15 protein-coding genes are annotated in these 18,337 nt (G+C 70.4%); 9 read left to right on the plus strand and 6 right to left on the minus strand.

Annotated elements, in window-relative coordinates; translation table 11 throughout:
* Window positions 1-72 precede the first annotated feature (72 nt).
* The 3 genes from OHA68_RS13895 (at window position 73) to OHA68_RS13905 (ending at window position 2,876) form a co-directional block, all read left to right on the plus strand.
* Complete coding sequence (locus OHA68_RS13895; protein WP_327107995.1) at window positions 73-1,008, plus strand: LysR family transcriptional regulator; 936 nt, start codon at window positions 73-75, stop codon at window positions 1,006-1,008.
* 132 nt (window positions 1,009-1,140) lie between these two features.
* Entirely contained in the window at window positions 1,141-1,812 is a 672-nt protein-coding gene (locus tag OHA68_RS13900) for a ribonuclease HII (RefSeq protein ID WP_327107996.1), read from the plus strand.
* Between the two features lie 95 nt (window positions 1,813-1,907).
* On the plus strand, window positions 1,908-2,876 hold the full coding sequence (locus OHA68_RS13905) for an LLM class flavin-dependent oxidoreductase (RefSeq protein ID WP_327107997.1): 969 nt from the start codon (window positions 1,908-1,910) through the stop codon (window positions 2,874-2,876).
* 45 nt (window positions 2,877-2,921) lie between these two features.
* On the opposite strand, the gene OHA68_RS13910 is transcribed toward OHA68_RS13905, so the two are convergent.
* On the minus strand, window positions 2,922-3,308 hold the full coding sequence (locus OHA68_RS13910) for an SCO5389 family protein (RefSeq protein ID WP_327107998.1): 387 nt from the start codon (window positions 3,306-3,308) through the stop codon (window positions 2,922-2,924).
* A gap of 86 nt (window positions 3,309-3,394) precedes the next feature.
* Window positions 3,395-4,324 carry an ATP-binding protein gene (locus OHA68_RS13915; RefSeq protein WP_327107999.1) on the minus strand — a complete coding sequence of 310 codons (930 nt, stop codon included), beginning with the start codon at window positions 4,322-4,324 and terminating at the stop codon, window positions 3,395-3,397.
* A gap of 96 nt (window positions 4,325-4,420) precedes the next feature.
* Here OHA68_RS13915 and OHA68_RS13920 point away from each other — a divergent pair, with 96 nt between their 5' ends.
* On the plus strand, window positions 4,421-4,921 hold the full coding sequence (locus OHA68_RS13920) for a tetratricopeptide repeat protein (protein WP_327108000.1): 501 nt from the start codon (window positions 4,421-4,423) through the stop codon (window positions 4,919-4,921).
* A 3-nt stretch (window positions 4,922-4,924) separates the two neighbouring features.
* Here OHA68_RS13920 and OHA68_RS13925 read toward each other — a convergent pair whose 3' ends face one another.
* Entirely contained in the window at window positions 4,925-6,295 is a 1,371-nt protein-coding gene (locus OHA68_RS13925) for an LCP family protein (RefSeq protein ID WP_327108001.1), read from the minus strand.
* Window positions 6,296-6,423: 128 nt separating this feature from the next.
* Here OHA68_RS13925 and OHA68_RS13930 point away from each other — a divergent pair, with 128 nt between their 5' ends.
* The 3 genes from OHA68_RS13930 (at window position 6,424) to OHA68_RS13940 (ending at window position 10,117) form a co-directional block, all read left to right on the plus strand.
* Complete coding sequence (locus OHA68_RS13930) at window positions 6,424-7,176, plus strand: class I SAM-dependent methyltransferase (protein ID WP_327108002.1); 753 nt, start codon at window positions 6,424-6,426, stop codon at window positions 7,174-7,176.
* A 40-nt stretch (window positions 7,177-7,216) separates the two neighbouring features.
* A complete protein-coding gene (locus tag OHA68_RS13935) occupies window positions 7,217-8,656 on the plus strand; it encodes an MFS transporter (RefSeq protein ID WP_327108003.1) in 1,440 nt (479 codons plus the stop codon).
* 207 nt (window positions 8,657-8,863) lie between these two features.
* Window positions 8,864-10,117, plus strand: a complete 1,254-nt coding sequence (locus tag OHA68_RS13940) for an ATP-binding protein (protein ID WP_327108004.1) — start codon at window positions 8,864-8,866, stop codon at window positions 10,115-10,117.
* 9 nt (window positions 10,118-10,126) lie between these two features.
* Here OHA68_RS13940 and OHA68_RS13945 read toward each other — a convergent pair whose 3' ends face one another.
* The gene (locus tag OHA68_RS13945) at window positions 10,127-10,336 is read right to left on the minus strand and encodes a hypothetical protein (RefSeq protein ID WP_327108005.1); all 210 of its coding nucleotides are present in this window, start codon (window positions 10,334-10,336) and stop codon (window positions 10,127-10,129) included.
* 146 nt (window positions 10,337-10,482) lie between these two features.
* On the opposite strand from OHA68_RS13945, the gene OHA68_RS13950 reads away from it, so the two are divergent.
* A complete protein-coding gene (locus OHA68_RS13950) occupies window positions 10,483-11,424 on the plus strand; it encodes a serine hydrolase domain-containing protein (RefSeq protein WP_327108006.1) in 942 nt (313 codons plus the stop codon).
* A gap of 181 nt (window positions 11,425-11,605) precedes the next feature.
* Here OHA68_RS13950 and OHA68_RS13955 read toward each other — a convergent pair whose 3' ends face one another.
* Complete coding sequence (locus OHA68_RS13955) at window positions 11,606-12,475, minus strand: LysR family transcriptional regulator (RefSeq protein ID WP_327108007.1); 870 nt, start codon at window positions 12,473-12,475, stop codon at window positions 11,606-11,608.
* Window positions 12,476-12,547: 72 nt separating this feature from the next.
* Here OHA68_RS13955 and dapA point away from each other — a divergent pair, with 72 nt between their 5' ends.
* Window positions 12,548-13,417, plus strand: a complete 870-nt coding sequence (gene dapA, locus OHA68_RS13960; protein WP_327108008.1) for a 4-hydroxy-tetrahydrodipicolinate synthase — start codon at window positions 12,548-12,550, stop codon at window positions 13,415-13,417.
* A 65-nt stretch (window positions 13,418-13,482) separates the two neighbouring features.
* Here dapA and OHA68_RS13965 read toward each other — a convergent pair whose 3' ends face one another.
* Window positions 13,483-18,333, minus strand: a complete 4,851-nt coding sequence (locus OHA68_RS13965) for a DNA repair ATPase (protein ID WP_327108009.1) — start codon at window positions 18,331-18,333, stop codon at window positions 13,483-13,485.
* Window positions 18,334-18,337 lie beyond the last annotated feature (4 nt).

Raw genomic sequence — 18,337 nt, forward strand, 5'->3', positions numbered from 1 at the left:
ACGTTCCCAGGGTGGTTGGATAGAGGCATCAGGACAAGCGAGGCTTTTGGTGGGTAGGCATAAGGAAGTCTGATGCTCGATTTGCGCCGTCTGACGTTGATCTGCGAGTTCGCCCGCCGGGGCAGCATCGCCGGGACCGCCGCGTCCACGGGCTACAGCCCGTCGGCGGTCTCCCAGCAGCTCGCGGCACTGGAGCGGGAGACCGGCACGGCCCTCATCGACAGGACCGCACGCAGCGCGGAGCTCACCGACGCCGGCCGGAGGCTGGTGGCGCATGCGGAACGCATCCTTTCCATGGTCGAGGAGGCGGAATCGGACCTGTCGGCCCACGCGGGCAGCCCCGCCGGGCGTGTCGTCGTAACCGCCTTCCCCACAGCGGCCGTCGCATTCGCCCCAGCTCTCGCCCGCTCCCTCCGCCGTCACACCGAGCTCACGCTCAGGCTGCGGCAGAGCAGGTCGGGACGGGGGATGCGGGAGGTGCAGTCGGGCGAGGTGGACATCGCGCTGATCGACGACTGGTACGGCCAGGCCCGCGACAGCGAGAACCTTCGGGTCTTCCCGCTGCTGTACGACCCGCTGGTGCTCGTGGTGCCGCGCAAGCACCGCCTGGCCGACCCCACGGTGCCGCTGGACCTGCGCGAGCTGCGCGACGAGCCGTGGATGGCCACCCCGGACGGCGAGCCGTCGCGGCTGGCGGTCGACCGGCTCTTCGTCGACGTGGGCGGCACCCGGCCGGTGCCCTGGGAGTTCGAAGGGCTTGGAACGATCCTCTCCCTGGTCGCCAAGGGCATCGGCATCGCCGCCGTCCCCGCCCTGGCGCTGGCGGCCGGGGTGCGCGGGCTGTCGGTGCGCCAGTTCCCCGGCAACCCGGTGGCGCGCGAGGTGCAGGCGGTCGCGCGCGCCTCCAGCGTCAACCGCCCGTCGGTGTCGGTGACCCTGCGGGCCATCCACGTCGCCGCCCGCTACATCGCCGCAGACCTCGCTCCGGTACGCCCGGCCGAGCGCTGACGCCCGGTACGGCCTGGCTGAGTGGTGAGGTCCGGTACGGCCTGGCCGGGCGGTGAGAACCCGTACGGCCTGGCCGGGCGGTGAGATTCAGTAGGGTCGGCCGGGCGGTGAGATCCGGTAGCGTCTGCCGACATGGCGCCGACGTACGACATCGAGCAGTTGCTGCTCGCCCAGCCCAGCGTCCGTACGGTCGCGGGCGTGGACGAGGTGGGCCGTGGGGCGTGGGCGGGGCCGGTCACCGTGTGCGCCGTCGTCACGGATCTGTCAGCGCCTCCCGCGGGCCTCACGGACTCCAAGCAGTTGTCGGCCGCCAAGCGGGAGAAGGTGGCGGCGGAGCTGGCGCCGTGGGCGGCGGGCATCGGCCTCGGCGAGGCCACGCACACCGAGATCGACGAGCTGGGCATGACCCAGGCGCTGCGCAGAGCCGCCCGCCGCGCCCTGGCGGCGCTCCCGGTCCGGCCCGACGCGCTGATCCTGGACGGCAAGCACGACTACATCGGCCCGCCCTGGCCGGTGCGGTTGGAGGTCAAAGGCGACGCGGCCAGCATCTCGGTGGCCGCCGCCTCGGTGCTGGCCAAGGTCCACCGGGACGCGTACATGGCCACCATCGGCTGGGACGACTACGCCTTCGCCGAGAGCGCGGGCTACCCGTCCCCGCAGCACCAGGAGGCGCTGGCCCGCCTCGGCCCGACCCCGTACCACCGCCTGTCCTGGTCCTACCTCGACGACCTCCCGCGCTGGCGCCACCTCAAGCAGCACCGCGACCCGGCGGCGGGCGAGGGCCAGGCCAGCCTCTTCGGCTGACACCGGCAGGGCCGGGAGGCTTCCCGGGTGGCACCGGCAGGGCCGGCAGACTTTTCGGGTGGCACCGGCTGCCGGGCTCGGCCATCATCGGTGGGATGCGGATCGGCATCTTCCTGCTCGCCGCCCAGTTCCCCGGCCAGGAGCCGGGGCGGATCCTGGCCGACGCGGTCGAGCTCGTGGTGGCCGCCGAGCGGGCCGGGTTCGACGACGCCTGGATCGCGGAGCACCACTTCATGTCGTACGGCGTCTGCCCCTCACCGACGACGCTGGCCGCGGTCGCGATCGGCCGTACCACCCGCATCGGCCTCGGCACGGCGGTGAGCGTGCTGTCCACGCAGCACCCGGTGGCCCTGGCCGAGCAGGCCGCCATGCTGCACCACCTGTCCGGCGGGCGCTTCACGCTGGGGGTGGGCAGGGGCGGCCCGTGGCAGGACCTGGAGGTCTTCGGCACCGGCCTGCCCCGGTACGAGCGGGGTTTCGCTGAATCGCTCGATCTGCTGATCGCCGCCCTGTCCGGCGGGCCGGTCTCGGCCGGCGGCGAGTTCTTCGGCTTCCGGGAGACGACCGTGGTCCCCGGCGCCCGGATGCGCCCGGTGGTGGCCTGCACCTCCGAGGCCACCACGGAACTGGCGGCCGAACGCGGCCTGCCGATGCTGCTCGGCATGCACATCGGCGACCAGGACAAGGCGGCCATGGTCAGGAGCCACGGGGGATCGCCCCGTGACCACGTCGCGGCGGCGCTCGCCCACGTCGCGGACACCACCCCGCAGGCGGTCCGGGAGCTCAAGCAGGCGATGCCCGCGTGGCTGGAGCCCGGCCTGGCGGGATATGTGCCGGTGGACGGCCGTCCGCGCCCGGCCAGGGACGTGCCCGCCTACGTGGACTTCCTCACCCGGGTGCACCCGGTCGGCTCGCCGGAGCACTGCGCGCGGACGCTGGTCCGTACGTCACGGACGACCGGGATCGAGCATTTCATCCTCATGGTGGAAGGCACGGGAGACCACCGGCGGACCCTGGAGAACATCCGCCGGCTGGGCGCCGAGGTGCTGCCCGCGCTGCGGTGACCGTACGGCCACCCGCCGGTGCGGCGGGTGGCCTGCACGCTCGGCTCAGCAGTCGACCAGCTCGGGCTTCTGGTTGAGGATCTGCGCGCGGGGGGTGACGAACTCGCGCAGGGACTCGCGGGCCGACGGGTCGAACACGGCCACCCGGTGGCAGTTCTGGAAGGCGAGTTTGACGCTGAAGTGGCGCTCCAGCGCACCGCGCATCGAGTCGCTCGCCAAGCAGCGCAGGAGCTGCCCGCGAGCCTCCTCGTCCGGCGGCGGCACCTGGTTGTCGACGAACTCGGCTCCTGTCTTGTCACGCTGCTCGACCAGCTCGGTGATCATCGACCAGGCGTAGGGCAGGGAGTCTCGGACGCAGGCGAGGAACGCCGCGTCATCGACCTCTCCGGCTCGGGCCTGATCGAGCAGATCGTTCGGAACGGTCAGCGACATGCTGTCTCCTTTCGAAAGACATCGAGTCCGACGCTAGATCGGCTTCGGGGAACCCTCCAGATGGCTGAAGGGGGACAGTCGTGTGGTCAGGGGCCGTAGACGAACTCGGGGTCGATCTGCGCGCCGAGGTCCACGCCGGTCTTGTCGTTGGCCCAGGCGTGCGCGTTGCGCAGGTGGAACTCCGCCGTCTGGCGGCCGAACCGGACCCAGTCCTTCTCCTGCTCGTCCACGTGCTTGAGCAGCATGGACAGCGTGTCGGCGTTGCCGGGCTCCAGGTCGTCGAGGGTGAGCGGGCGGCCCTGCTCCATGGCGCGGACGGCGGCGGAGTGCTCCATCCAGGCGAGCAGGTGGTGGCCGACGTGCTCGCGCAGGAAGTCCACGTCGGAGGGGTCGTGCACCTTGTTGCCGACCACGGCGAGCGGCACCTGGAAGTCGGCGGCGTAGTCGCGATATTGCCGGTAGACGCCCACGCCCTGCCTGGTCGGCTCGACGACGAGCAGGGTCAGGTCGAAGCGGGTGAACAGGCCGGAGGCGAAGGAGTCGGAGCCTGCCGTCATGTCGACCACGACGTATTCGCCCTGGCCGTCGATCAGGTGGTTGAGCAGCAGCTCCACCGCCCCGACCTTGGAGTGGTAGCAGGCGACGCCGAGGTCGTCCTCGTTGAACGGGCCGGTGGCCATCAGGCGGACGCCCTCGGCGGTGGTGACGCCGTGCTCGTAGGAGGCGAGCTCCTCGAAGGACAGGAGCTTGGAGCCGCGGCCCGGCGGGGTCGTCTTGACCATGGCGGCGGCCGAGGGGATGCGCGGGTTGTCGCCGCGCAGGTGGTCCTTGATCTCGGTGAGGTGTGCGCCGAGCGGCTCGGGCGGCTCCTCGACGCCGAGGACGAGGGCCAGGTGCTGGTTGATGTCCGCGTCGATGGCGACGATCGGGGCGCCCTGGCTTGCCACATATCTCGCGAACAGCGCCGACATCGTCGTCTTGCCGCTGCCGCCCTTTCCGACGAACGCCACCCTCACGGGGTCCTCCTTGAAGCTGATTATGAAAACCGTTGTCGATCCGTACGATGGTCATCATGCCACACTGGCGGGATGCGAGAGAGAGATTCGGCAAGCGTGGCGCGACCGTCTGGCGACGCCGCGGCGCAACTGGCCCGTGGGGTCCGGCTGCGCGAGGAGGGCAGCCGGGAGGAGGCCCGGGAGCTGCTGGTGGCGCTGGCGGCGCGGCATCCGGACGACGCCGAGATCGCCTACCAGACGGCGTGGGTGCACGACGCGCTCGGCCTCGAAGCCGAGGCGGTGGCCTACTACGAGCGGGCGCTGGCCGGCGACGGGCTGAGCGCGGAGCACCGGCTCGGCGCCTACACCGGGCTGGGCAGCACGCTGCGGGTGCTGGGGCGCTTCGGCGAGGCGCTGGCGCTGTTCGAGCGGGGGCTGGGGGAGTTTCCCGGCGATCCCGGGCTACGGACGTTCGCGGCCATGGCGCTCTACAACGAGGGACGGGCCCGGGAAGCGGTGGCCGGGCTGCTCAAGCTGCTGGCCGAGTCGGACGTGGTCGGACGCTACCGGCCGGCGGTCGAGTACTACGCGGACAACCTCGACGAGACGGTCGCATAGGGCTCAGCGGCAGGTGGCGTCCAGGGCCACCGGACGCTCGGGGGTGGTGGAGGTCGGGCGGGGGGCGGTCGCGGCGGTGCGGATGGGGCGTTCCGCGAGCACCTGGGAGACCTTCTGCCTGATCAGCCGCCAGTCCGGGGCGGCCGTGTTGATCAGCGGCGGGACGAAGCTCAGGCTCCGGATGTGGGTGTCCTTGACCTTCTGCGACAGCTCGACCAGGGCGGGCAGGAGGCTCTGCGGGATGTCCGTGGAGATGGCCCGTTTGGTGGCGGTCGCCAGGTTCTCGAAGCTGTTGACCACGGTGACCGGGTCCGCCTGCTTGGCGACGGCGTTGAGCAGGCACTTCTGGCGGCCCATGCGCACGTAGTCGTCGCTGTCGGTGCGGGAGCGGCCGTACCAGAGGGCTTCCTCGCCGTTGAGCCGGCGGGTGCCGGCGGGCAGCAGGCCCTCGCGATAGCGGCCGTAGACGATGGGCTCGTCGACGGTGACCCGGACGCCGCCCATGGCGTCGATGATCTCGGCGAAGCCCCTCATGTCGATCATGGCGTAGTAGGACACCGGGATGCCGAGGATGCCGCCGATCGTCTCCTTGAGCAGGGTGGAGCCACGCTGTCCCTTGGCGGCCCTGGGGACGACCTCCGGGTGGTCCTCGGCGTACTGGAAGACCTCGTTGAGCAGGCCCGGATGGGTCTCGCCCGTGCCGGTGAAACCGTAGGGGAAGCGGTCGCGGGCGGGGCCACTGGGCAGCGGCACGTCCTCGAGGTTACGCGGCAGGCCGAACAGGGTCGTGGCGCCGGTCGCGGTGTCCACGCTGGCCACGGTCATGCTGTCGGTGCGCACCCCGGGCCGGCTCGGGGCGGAGTCGGCGCCGACGAGCAGGAAGCTGACGCGCTGGGCGCCGTTCCACGGGTCCTCGGACATGACCGGGGGACCGGCGTTGCCGGCGAACAGGTGGTGCATCACGTCGCGCGACAGGTAGGCGAGCCGGGCGGCGTAGGCGGTCGGGGCCAGGACGAGCGCGCACAGGCCGATGGTCAGGCCGGTGGTGAGCGCCCGGCCGGCGATGCCGCAGCCGGCGGGCCGTACCAGCGTGTAGGACCGGACGATCACGGCGGTCCAGGTGGCCGCGAGCACGGTCAGTGTGACCACCAGCGCGGTGATCCAGCGCGGTTGTACGGCGAGCGACAGCAGGTGCGTGCTGAACACGGTCGCCATCGTGAGGATGAAGGCCAGCAGGAACACATGGGCCGCCATGAGCGCCAGACCGGTTCTGTGGCGGTGTGCCGCCAGGTGGGCCACGCCCCAGAGCAGGGCCGATCCCAGCGTGAGCGCGAGGCTCGTGCCGAGTCCGAAGTCGCGATCCTTTCCCGTCATGCCTGGTCAAACCCCCATCGCCCGCCATTCTCTGCAACGTTAGACACCGGTTGCGGATGATTGACGTTCGCCAAGGGAAGTGTCGCCCCAACATCGGGTCAAGGGATTGTTTGAGTTATAACGTGAATGTGCGCGATCGACGTGGAAAGTACGGGTTAGATGAGCCTTGGGCGGTCGGTGGTCTCGTCCTGGGCGCGGTTCTGCTGTTCGCCCTGGCGGGGATCTCGTTCGTCAACGACATCCCGGCGGTGGCGGTCGCCTTCCTCTTCGGCGCCCTCTACACGCTGGCCAGCGCGGCGAGTCACCTCTACACCACCCGCCGGGGCAAGTTCGCCGTCTGGGACGAGGCGCTGCGCGAGCTGACCGGCGAGGAGAAGGTGCTCGACCTCGGCTCCGGGCGCGGCGCCGTGCTGCTGCTCGCCGCCAAGCGGCTCAGCCACGGCACCACGACGAGCCATGGCACCGCCACCGGCCACGGCACTGCCATGGGGCTCGACCTGTGGCGGCCGAAGGGGCGGGCCAGCGAGGCGGCCACCCGGGCGAACGCCGACGCCGAAGGGGTATCCGACCTCGTCGAGCTGACCCGGGGCGACATGCGGGAGCTGCCGTTCGAGGACGAGTCGTACGACGTGGTGGTCGCCGGGCCGGCCGTGCATCACATCTCCGACGCCGAGGGGCGTGCGGGGGCGATCCGCGAGGCCCATCGGGTGCTGCGCCCCGGCGGGCTCCTGTTGATCGCCGATCACGAGCACGTGCCCGCGTACGAGACCGTGCTGCGCGGGCTCGGCGTGGTCGATGTCCAACGGCGGGATCTCGGCTGGCGCTACTGGCATGGCGGCCCGTGGGCCAAGACCTGGATGCTTCGCGCACGTAAACCGTAGTCGCGGTTTGATATTCGCCCCGGGGGTACCGAGGGCTCTCATGAGTGATGTTGAAACCGGTGCCATCACCACCAAAGTGCCCGCCCGGCTTGACCGGCTGCCATGGTCCCGCTGGCATTGGATGATCGTCATCGGGCTGGGCACCGTCTGGATTCTCGACGGGCTCGAAGTCACCATCGTCGGTAACCTGTCGGCCCAGCTCGCCAAGCCCGGCAGCGGCCTGGACATCACCCAGGAGCAGGTGGCGGGCCTCGCCGCGGCGCTCTACGTGGCCGGCGCGTGCTCGGGGGCGCTGTTCTTCGGCTGGCTGACCGACAAGTTCGGCCGCAAGAAGCTGTTCATCATCACGTTGCTCGTGTACCTCGCGGCCACGCTGGCCACCGCGTTCTCCTTCAGCGCGTGGTGGTTCTTCCTGTTCAGGTTCCTGACCGGTTTCGGGATCGGCGGCGAGTACGCGGCCATCAACTCCGCCATCGACGAGCTCATCCCCAGCAAGCATCGGGGCCGGATCGACATTCTCATCAACGGCAGCTACTGGCTGGGCGCGGCGGGTGGCGCGCTGCTGACCGTGCCGCTGCTGAACAACCTGCCGGTCAACATCGGCTGGCGCATCGCGTTCGGCCTGGGCGTGGTGCTCGGCCTGGCGATCCTGCTCGTCCGCAGGCATGTGCCGGAGAGCCCGCGGTGGCTGTTCATCCACGGCCGGGACCGTGAAGCGGAGGAGATCGTCCAGGACGTCGAGCGCCAGGTGGGCGGTGACCTGCCCGAGCCCGAGCAGTCGATGACCATCCACCAGCGCAAGTCGATCGGGTTCGTCCGGATCGCGCACACGATGGTGGCGCTCTACCCGAAGCGGACCGTGCTCGGGCTGTCGCTCTTCATCGGGCAGGCGTTCCTGTACAACGCGATCACGTTCGGGTACGCCCAGATCCTGTCGACGTTCTACAACATCGACACCTACACCGGTTATTACTTCGCCGTCATCGCCGTCGGCAACTTCCTCGGGCCGCTGCTGCTCGGCCGGCTCTTCGACACCGTGGGCCGGATTCCGATGATCTCGGCCACCTACATCGGCTCAGGACTGCTGCTCCTGGGCACCGCCTGGCTGTTCAACCAGGGCGTGCTCACCGCCGTCACCCTGACGGCCTGCTGGTCCGTGGTGCTCTTCGTGGCCTCGGCCGGGGCCAGCTCGGCCTATCTGACGGTGAGCGAGATCTTCCCCATGGAGACCAGGGCGATGGCCATCGCCTTCTTCTTCGCCATCGGCACCGCCGCGGGTGGCATCGCCGGTCCGCTGATCTTCGCCAAGCTGGTCGCGACCGGCGTCCCCGGCGACACGGCGCTCGCCTTCACGATCGGCGCCATCCTGATGATCGTCGCCGGCATCATAGAGTTGATCTTCGGCGTCAAGGCCGAACGCAAGGGCCTGGAGGACATCGCCGCCCCCCTCAGCACCGCCACGGCGAACAAGCCCGCCTGACCACCTTTCGTGCGAAGTGGATCCGGCAGGGTGACCACGCGCCTTCGGCAGACTGACCACTACCCAAGCGGCAGAGTGACCACGTACCTTGCGGCAGACTGACCATGACTTAAGCGGCAGACTGACCACGCACCTTCGGCAGACTGACCACGGACCCTGCGGCAGACTGACCACGAACGCGGTGTGAACTGCGATAACTTAGAGATCGTGGTTGAAGAGAATCTGTATCCACGCCGTGCCGAAACGATGGCTCTGGAAGCCCTGGCTGACACTCGCGTCGTGGTGGTCAACGGTGCTCGCCAGGTCGGCAAGAGCACCCTCGCCCGTTCGATCCTCAAAGCCAGGCCGGGAGCCAAGGAGCTGTACCTTGACGACCCTGCCGTCCTGGACGCGGCGCGGGAAGATCCGGTCGGCTTCGTCCGGCATGATGAGCTGCTCCTGATAGACGAAGTCCAGCGAGCCCCTGAACTGCTACTGCCGATCAAGCGCGAGGTCGACCGAGATCCCCGGCCGGGACGCTATCTGCTCACCGGCTCCGCCCGCCTGCTCGACCTTCGGGATCTTCCTGATGCCCTGCCGGGACGGGCGGAGACGATCGAATTGTGGCCTCTCTCCCAGGGCGAGATCGATTCGGCGCCGGACGGATTCGTGGATGCCGTGTTTCGCCGGGGTACCGGCGTCGATCTCAGGACCACGCTGGGTAAGCGTGACTACGTCAGCCGGGCGCTGCGCGGCGGATATCCGGAGGCGGTTCGACGCGATCCTGGCCGCCGTCGTGCCAGATTCTTCGACTCCTACGTATCCGATCTCATCACTCGGGACGTGCGCCAGCTGACCGACATTCAGCGGCCCGCGGAAATGCGCAAGCTGCTCAGCGTGGTGGCCGCGCGCATGGGCGGTCTCGCGGTCACGCAGGCGCTCGGCAGCGACGTGGGCATGTCCCGCGTGACCTTGTCGCGTTACCTGGATCTTCTGGAGCTGGTGTTCGTCATCAAGAGAATCCCGGCGTGGTCCTCCAATGTGACCACTCGTGCGATTGCCACGCCGAAGCTGCTCGTGGTCGATTCCGGGCTGGGCGGCAGACTGATCGGCATGGCCCCTGAGCGCGCTATGGAGCCGACCAGTGCCGTGGGGCCGCTGCTGGAGAATTTCGCCGTTGGGGAGATAGCTCGCCAGCTCACGTGGGCCGACGAGCCGGTGCAGCTCTTCCACTACCGCGACCGCGACAAGATCGAAGTGGACGCTGTGCTGGAGCATGCCTCCGGAGACCTCGTGGGTGTGGAGATCAAGGCGGCGGAGACCGTACGAGGGGACGATTTCCACGGCCTGCGTCATTTGCAGAGCCGTCTCGGGAGGCGCTTTCTGGCAGGGTTCGTGCTGTATTCCGGGCAGGAATCGCTGTCGTTCGGGGATCGGCTCAAGGCGCTGCCGCTGGCCGCGCTCTGGCGGCTGAGCCCCTGAGCAGGCGGCCTACGTCGTCAGTTTTCTGAAGGTGATGGTGGCGCGGAAGTTTCCGGGGGCGGTGAGGTCCGGCTCTACCTTGGCGCTGACGACGTGCAGCTCGGCGCCGTCGCCGAAGAAGCGTTCGGCCACGGGGTAGGCGGCTTCCTCGATGCCGTGGGGTGTCGGCTCGCTCACTGTCACGGACAGCTCGAAGGGGAAGGGTTCGCGCTTGTGCATGTCACACCTTCAGGTCTCGCCGACCGGGGGAGCAGATCGACTTTCTCACCCGCTTGTCAGCGACCTACCCACAGGAGAAGAAATTACGACGAGACGGGCTGTATGCGAGTATTTGCCGCCGGAACTGCTGATTTCAGGAGGCAATCATGACGATGGCGGATCGGGTGGACGCCGTTCTGCGCGCTGGTGAAGCGCCGAACCTGCATGCCCTCGTGGTGCTCCAGCAGGGCCAGGTGGTGCTGGAGCGGTACGGCGAGGGCGTGGACCACCGGCTCGGCACCTCGCTCGGGCGGGTCTGGTTCGACGCCGGGACGCTGCACGACGTGCGGTCCATCTCCAAGAGCGTCGTCGCGCTGCTGTACGGGATCGCGTGGCAGGACGGGCTGGTGCCGGAGCCGGGCGAGGAGCTCGTACGGCAATTTCCGGAATATCCGGACCTGCTGGCCGAGCCGGCCCGCGCCCGCCTCACCATCGAGCACGCCCTGACCATGACACTCGGCCTCGCATGGGACGAGAGCGTGCCGTACACGAGCGTGGCCAACAGCGAGCTCGCCATGGAGGCGGCCCCCGACCGATACCGCTACGTCCTCGAACGGCCCATCGTCGAGGAGCCGGGCAGGCGATGGTCGTACTGCGGGGGAGCCACCGCGCTCCTCGGCGGTCTCATCGCGCGAGGCACGGGCCGACCGCTGGCGGAGTTCGCGCGGGCCGCCCTGTTCGAGCCGCTCGGGATCGGCGCGTTCGAGTGGACGGCCGGGGAGGACGGGGTGGCGATGGCGGCGGCGGGCCTGCGGTTGCGGCCACGTGACCTGGCGGCCATAGGGACGCTGCTGCTCGACGGTGGCCGGGACATCGTGCCGGCCGCCTGGCTCGACGAGATGCTGCGCCCCCGCGTGCCGATCGCCGACGACCGCTGGTACGGCTACCAGTGGTACCTCGACACCGAAGGCACGTACGCCGCCCACGGCAACGGCGGCCAGCGGCTCGCCGTGCTCCCGTCGCGGGACATGGTGGTGGCGATGACGGCGGGCGACTACGACGACTTCACCCGCTCCAGCACCACGGCCGTCTTCGACGCCTTGCTCTGAGGCCCGTCAGGACCGCCAGGCGGCGAGCAGGTCCTCCGGCCCCCACTGCTGGAGAGGAAGACCGGGCTCGAAGCCGGCCCTCGACACGGCGATCCGGGGCGTGGCGGCGGTGAACGTGCGCATGCCACCTCCATGGTCGATCTCATCTAAGGAAGACTCCATCTTACTTAGATCGATTCGACTAAACCGGCAGCAGCGTGCTCGCCGACCGGAACGCGGCCACGGCCGCCCTGATCGCCGGATGCTCCCCGTACCCGCGTCTGAAGGCCGCCAGGGTGCGGCGGCTCAGGGGGAGGCGGGTGAGGCGGACCTCGGGGGGTGGGGCGAGGGCGGCGAGGCGGGGCACCAGGGCGATGCCGTGGCCGGCGGCGGCGAAGGCGAGGACGGTGTCGAAGTCGTCGAGGTGGTGGCGGACGAGCGGGTCGAAGCCGGCCGCCTGGCAGGCTCTGATCGTCATGGTGTAGCAGAGGGTGCCCGGTTTGGCGGCGATCCACGGGTCGGCGGCCGCCGCGGCGATCGAGGGGCGGTTCGTCAGGTAGATCGGCTCGCTGAAGAGCGGCTCGGTCTCCAGCGACGGGTCGGTGACGGGCGGCACGAAGTCGTACTCGTGGACCAGTGCCACGTCCAGCTCGCCCGCGCCCAGGGCGGCCGAGACGTCGGCGGGGTCGATCTCGGAGAGCATCGGGACCAGGCCGGGGTGGGCGCGGGTCAGGTCGGCGAGCGCCGGAGGCAGCAGGACGCGGGCCGCCGTCGGGAACGCGCCGACCCGCAGCGGGCCCGACAGGCCGCCGCGGACGCCGGCGAGCGCGGCGGAGGCGCGTTCGAGCTGCTCCAGTACGGCCTGCGCGTGCTCCACCAGCAGGTGACCGGCGGGGGTGAGGGTGACGGTGCGGCCGGTGCGCTCCAGCAGCGGCACGCCCGCCTCCTTCTCCAGCGCGCTGAGCTGCTGGGAGACCGCCGACGGGGTGAACGCCACGGCTTCGGCGACGGCGGCGATCGTGCCGCGCCGGGACAGTTCGCGCAGGAGGTGGAGCTTGCGAGGGTCGAGCATAAGATGAGCTTACGCTGAACCGCAGAAATATTCGCTGGACCTAATGGGTTCGGACAGGGCACGCTCGAAGACATGCTGACGGGAATTCATGTACCACTGATCACGCCGTTCACCGCCACCGGCGAGGTGGCCGCCGACGCGGTGGAGAAGCTCTCCGACCACGTCCTCGACCAGGGCGCGTCCGGGCTGGTGGCGCTGGGGACGACCGGTGAGGTCGCGGCGCTGAGCCCGGCGGAGCGCGCCCAGGTGATCGACGTCTGCGCGCGGGTCTGCCGGACCCGCGGCGTGCCGCTGACCGTGGGCCTCACCGGGAACGACACCAGGTCCACGGCCGAGGCGCTGAAGGCGCTGCCCGAGGGGGTCGCGGCCGCACTGGTGACGGTCCCGTACTTCCTGCGGCCCGGCGAGCGCGGCGTCGTCGCGCACTTCGAGGCGCTGGCGGAGGAGACGCCGGTGCCCCTGGTGATCTACCACATTCCCTACCGGACCGGTCAGGCGGTGAGCGCCGCGACGCTGCGCCACCTGGGCGGCCACCCGATGATCGCCGGGGTGAAGTACGCCGCCGGCGGGATCGACCAGGACGCCATCGACCTGCTCGGCGACCTGCCCGACGACTTCGACGTGCTGGGCGGGGACGACGCGGTCATCTCGCCGCTGCTCGCGCTCGGCGCGTCGGGCGGCATCCTGGCCTCCGCGCACCTGGCCACCGACCGCTTCGCCGAACTGGTCGACGCCTGGCGGGCGGGGGACGCCGCCCGCGCGAGGGCGCTGGGGCACCGGCTCGCCCGGCTGTCGGCCACACTGTTCGCCGAGCCGAACCCGACGGTCATCAAGGGCGTCCTGCACGCCCGGGGCCTGATCCCCACCCCCGACGTCCGGCTGCCGCTGGTGCCCGCGAGCGAGCAGGCCATCTCACGGGCCGACTCTGCCAGTACGGCATAGTTCCTCCAGCGGCGTCACCGCCGTCCGGCGCGAGGCCGACCGTGCGCCAAGGGATCACGACGCGGTCATGAGCCCCTGATGGCCGAGCCGACCTCGCGGACCTGGTCGGCCAGCAGCCCGAGGGCGCCGACCGCCCGGGACATCGGGTCGTCCTCGCCGCCGCCCAGCGCCTTGTCCCGCAGGTAGGCCGCCTTGACCTCCGCCCAGCGAGCCCGCTGCTCAGGAGTCAGGCGGCCGCGCAGCTCGGCGAGCTTGAGCAGGTTCGCCTCGGCGTCCGTGGTGAGGGTCTGCGCCTCGCCCAGATAGTGATCGTCGATCATCGCTTCGAGCTCCGCCTCGTTCATCGCGGGGACGATGCGCTCGGCCAGCTTGTTCATGTTCCGGTAGGAGCCCTGCAACCGGTACGGCGGCTCGGTGCGGGCGGCGTCCGATTGCGCGGCCGAGGCGATGTAGGCCCGGTTGTTGGCCAGCACCACCTCCTGCACCCGCACCAGCTTGCGCAGCACACTCAGGATCTGCTCCAGCTCAGGCCCCGAGTAGGGGTGGCGGAGCTGGTCGGGCCGGACGGCCTGGTCGCCCTTGGCCAGGCGGACCAGCAGCTCCACGTCGGACCGGTCGCGGGCCGACAGCGGCGCGAGCACCGGGTTGGAGGTGAGCGCGTTGTCCACATAGCTCAGCGCGAACTGCTCCTCCCTGCCCGACAGGACGTCGCCCAGGTTCCACACGTCGGCGCGGTTGGCGAGCATGTCGGGGATCCGGAAACGCTGCCCCGACTCGGTGTACGGGTTGCCCGCCATGCACACGGCGAACCTCTTGCCGCGCAGGTCGTAGGTGCGGGTGCGGCCGTTCCAGACGCCCTCGATGCGGCGCTGCGCGTCACACAGCGAGATGAACTTCTGCAGCAGCTCGGGCGAGGTGTGCTGGATGTCGTCGAGGTACAGCAGCGTGTTGCCGCCGCTCTCCAGCGCGAAGGAGATCTTCTCCACCTCCTGCCTGGCCGTGGCGTTCGGCGCCTCCGCCGGGTCCAGCGACGTCACCCCGTGCCCCAGTGAAGGCCCGTTGACCTTGACGAACATCAGTCCCAGGCGGCTGGCCACGTACTCCATCAACGTCGTCTTGCCGTAGCCGGGCGGCGAGATGAGCAGCAGCAGCCCCATCTGGTCCGTCCGCTTCCCGTCACCGGCGGCCCCGAGCTGCTTGGCCAGGTTGTCGCCGATCAGCGGCAGGTAGACCTCGTCCAGCAGCCGGTTGCGCACGAACGCGCTCATCACCTTGGGCTGGTACTCCTCCAGCCGCAGCCTGGCCCGCTCGGCGGCGACGAGCTCGCCGCGCCGCTTCTGGTAGGCCCGGTAAGCCGGCACCCGCTCGGCCGCGAACCGCCTGGTCCGGGCCAGCATCTCGTCCAGCCGGATCTCCAGCTTCCGGTCCGCGATGCGCGGGTGGGCGCCCAGCAGCCCCTCCACGGTTGCGGAGACGGCCGCGCCGGAGTCGTACCGGGGCAGGTCGCAGAGCTGCACCGCGATCGCCTCGGCCAGCTCGGGCCCCTGGTCGAAGGCGCCGATCCAGGCCTGGGCGAGCTGCACCCGCTCCGGCAGCGCGACGGCTTTCAGGTCCGCCTCGAACTCCTTGACCTTGACCGGCCCGAGCTGCCGCTGGAACCCCGTCACCAGCTCCCGCGCGGCCTTGCTGGTCACGAACCCGTCGGGCTGACCGGCGAGCTCCTCGACGAGATACTCCCCGGCGATCGCCGCCACGCCCCCCGCGTCCCGCCGGCCGATGGTGCCCAGGAAGGCGTCGATCAGCCCGCCGAGCTCCCCGGCCAGCGCCGCGAGCGCGGGCGAGGCCCCGAAGACGGTCCGGGCCCGGCCGAGCGACCCGGCCCGGGTGGCGAATGTTGCACGTGAAACCTCCTCCACGCCGTACGTCCAGAAAAGCTGGGCCGCGGCCCGCGCCTCTGGCGGGTAGCGCAGCAGCCCCGCCCCTTCACGCAGCCGGAGCAGGACGTCCAGGATGGCGGCGGCGTCATGGTCGTGGACTCCGCGCTCGTAGCCCTCGTCGTAGCGCTCCTGGGCGGCTTGCCGTACCAGATCGGGCAGGTCGGGGCCGGGGACGGCGGTGTCCAGGAGGGAGGCCGCCAGGTGCTCGGCGCGGTAGACCTCGGCGGTCTCCGAGACGAGCAGTTGATCCCAGAAAGGGCGGGTGTCGGCGAAGGAGGCGGGGGCCGGGGAGCGGTAGTCGGTGCCGGTGATGGCGAAGTTCATCACCATGTTCATCGCCACGCCGTCGCCGTCCGGACCCCGCTGCGGGACCAGCGTCAGGTCGATCGGCTGGGTGTTGACGGCGAAGCGGTGGCGGCCGAGCCGGATGCTCTCCCCGCCGTCGGTGAACAGGTCCAGCCGGTCGCGCAGGGCACGCCCGGCCTCCTGCTGCGCCGCCTTGACCCTGCCCTCCAGCTCCTCGGCCCGTACGGCGTCGCCCAGGCCACGCAGTTCGGCCGAGACGGATCGGAGCTTGGCCACCATGGGGTCGGTGGCGAAGTAGGTGTTGACCTCGTCGAGCGAGCCCAGCGTGGACAGCCGCCTGGTGATGCTGCCGAGGGTGCGTTCGGCGGAGGTGAACAGCCGGTCGGCCCGCTGGGCGAGCGCGTCGAGCTGCGCCTGCTTGCGGGCGGAGAACGCCTCGTACACGTCGTCGCGCTTGGCGTTGAGCTGGTCGGCGAAGTCGTCGAACTCACCGAAGCGCGACTCCAGGTTCTCCACCTGGATCATCAGCCGGCCGAGCTGCTCGTCGCACCTGGCCGGCGTGTCGGCGACGGCCATCGCGCCGGTGATGGCCTGGCCGAGCAGCGCGAACTCGGCCGCGAACGCGGCCCGGCCCTCGGCGCCGAGCAGCTCGCGCCGGCGCCCGTCCAGCAGCGCCCGCGCCCGGTTGACGCCGCCCAGCACCTCGGCGATACGCCCCAGGATGGAGGTGCGTACGGTCGCGTCGGCGATGTCCAGCGAGCCGACCACCTCGGTGACGACGTCCAGCCCTTCCGCCTGGGTGGTCAGCCGCTCGGTGACCGGTACCGCTTCGGCCACGGTGGCGATCGCGGCGGCCTGCGCGGCGAGCTCCTCCACGGCCGCGTGATAGCCGGTGAACGCGTCGGGCCGTTCCAGGAACGCGATGGCCCGCCGCCCCGCGGAGGTGACCTCCTCGGTCAGGGCGGCGGCGAGCTCGTCCAGCCGGGCGAGGTCGAGGTAGCGGACCTCGCGCAGCGTCACCAGATGCCCCTGGGCCCGGCGCAGGGTGGCCAGCAGGGTGACCCAGGCGTCAGCGGTCGCGGGGGAGTCGCCCTTGGACCGGCGCAGCAGCTGGGTGACCTCCTCGGCGGCCTCCTCCAGCGTGTCGGCGGCCTGGCGGGTGAGCTGCGCCACGCTCTCGTACTCGTCGAGCACCTGCTCGGCGGTGGCGCGCACGTCGGCGAGCGGCCCGCGCAGGCCGTGCTCGCCGAGCCAGTGGTAGCTGTCGAAGGTGCGCGTGCAGGCGGCGATCAGCGCCTCGAACGTGGCCGCCCCCGGCGCCATCTCCTCGACCATGCGCGACACCGACAGGCAGTCGGAGATGCCGCGCACCAGCTCGGCGTTGCCGATGCGCTCCAGCGGCCCGGTGCCGGTCGGCTGCGCGGCGGCGTAGGTGTCGGAGACGTACGGCGTCTGCCACACCTGCATGGGGTGCACCCGCGTCGGCTCCTCGGAGGTGGCCCGGAAGACCACCATGGTGCCGTCGTCGAACAGCGAGAACCCATGGCAGACGATCGGGTTGGCCACCTCCTTCCTGATCACGTTGTACGGCAGCAGCAGCGAGCGTCCGTCACCCCTGGCGTGGAAGACGTAGAGCACGTCCTCGCCGTTGGGCGAGCGGACCATCCGCTCGAACTCCAGGTCGCTGACGTCGGTGTCGAACGTCTTGCTGACCCCCGTGGCCAGGTAGTAGCCGCCGGGGAAGATCAACCCCTGGTCCTCCGGCAGCCGCTGGCAGGCCTGCCCGATGCCGTCGAGCCTGGTCACGGCCTTGGTGCGGGTGTTGAAGACCAGATGCCGCCACTCGGTCTCCTTGTACGGCCTGATCCGCATGAGGATGAGCGGCCCGACGCGGGCGTACTCGACGTCGGCGTCGGCCAGGCTCTGCAGTTTCTCGGCGACGGGCTCGCTGTAGATGCCCGCGCCGGACTCGGTGTTGTTCTCGATCTTGATGGTGAGGTCGCCGCCGACGGTCTCGACGAACACCTCGTCCTCGATGGAGATGTGCGGGTGGCGGCCGAGGACGTGATCGTCGCGGCTGCTGGGGGTCCACTCGAAGTCGTGGGAGGGCGGGAAGACATGGTCCCGCTCCCCCCGACTGTCCTGATATTTCATGACCCCGGTGGGGGTGACCGTCCAGCGGAGGACCCGGAGGTCGGCCGGGCCCGTCTGGAAGACGGCCAGCAGCTTGCCCTCCACCCGCCTGAGCTGCGCGAGGCTGGTCTCCTTGTAATAGCGGTAGAGCTCGGAGAAGTCCTTGCGGAAGGCCGGGTCGTCCAGGGCCGGCAGCTTCTCGGCATCGAACCTGAAGGCGTCACCCTCCCGGGTGAAGCGGTGCACGGCGAACACGTCGGTCACCGCGGTCTCCGGCTTGAGCCCGATGAACACGTTGTAGCCGAACAGCATGACGTCGCCCACGGAGACGATGTCCCTGGGGACGCAGTTGTTCTCCGTACGGATCCGCTCGGTGCCCAGCAGTCGCAGCTCGGCGCCGCCGAACACCGTCAGGCGCTGCGCGTTGACGGCCTCGGCCGCCTTCGACAGCGCCTTGGCCTGGGCGCCGAGCCGGTTCCTGAGCACCTCGTACGTGCCGGCCTCAAGATTGGTGGTGCTTTCCTGAGCAGTGTCGGTCACGCTG

Source organism: Nonomuraea glycinis (genome assembly GCF_035920485.1).
GTDB classification, from domain to species: Bacteria; Actinomycetota; Actinomycetes; order Streptosporangiales; family Streptosporangiaceae; genus Nonomuraea; species Nonomuraea glycinis.

Bases quoted from the DNA above. Each gene is read 5' to 3' on its own strand.
- OHA68_RS13895 (WP_327107995.1), top strand. From the start codon at position 73: ATGCTCGATTTGCGCCGTCTGACGTTGATCTGCGAGTTCGCCCGCCGG.
- OHA68_RS13900 (WP_327107996.1), top strand. From the start codon at position 1,141: ATGGCGCCGACGTACGACATCGAGCAGTTGCTGCTCGCCCAGCCCAGC.
- OHA68_RS13905 (WP_327107997.1), top strand. From the start codon at position 1,908: ATGCGGATCGGCATCTTCCTGCTCGCCGCCCAGTTCCCCGGCCAGGAG.
- OHA68_RS13910 (WP_327107998.1), bottom strand. From the start codon at position 3,308: ATGTCGCTGACCGTTCCGAACGATCTGCTCGATCAGGCCCGAGCCGGA.
- OHA68_RS13925 (WP_327108001.1), bottom strand. From the start codon at position 6,295: ATGACGGGAAAGGATCGCGACTTCGGACTCGGCACGAGCCTCGCGCTC.
- OHA68_RS13935 (WP_327108003.1), top strand. From the start codon at position 7,217: ATGAGTGATGTTGAAACCGGTGCCATCACCACCAAAGTGCCCGCCCGG.
- OHA68_RS13945 (WP_327108005.1), bottom strand. From the start codon at position 10,336: ATGCACAAGCGCGAACCCTTCCCCTTCGAGCTGTCCGTGACAGTGAGC.
- OHA68_RS13950 (WP_327108006.1), top strand. From the start codon at position 10,483: ATGACGATGGCGGATCGGGTGGACGCCGTTCTGCGCGCTGGTGAAGCG.
- OHA68_RS13955 (WP_327108007.1), bottom strand. From the start codon at position 12,475: ATGCTCGACCCTCGCAAGCTCCACCTCCTGCGCGAACTGTCCCGGCGC.
- dapA (WP_327108008.1), top strand. From the start codon at position 12,548: ATGCTGACGGGAATTCATGTACCACTGATCACGCCGTTCACCGCCACC.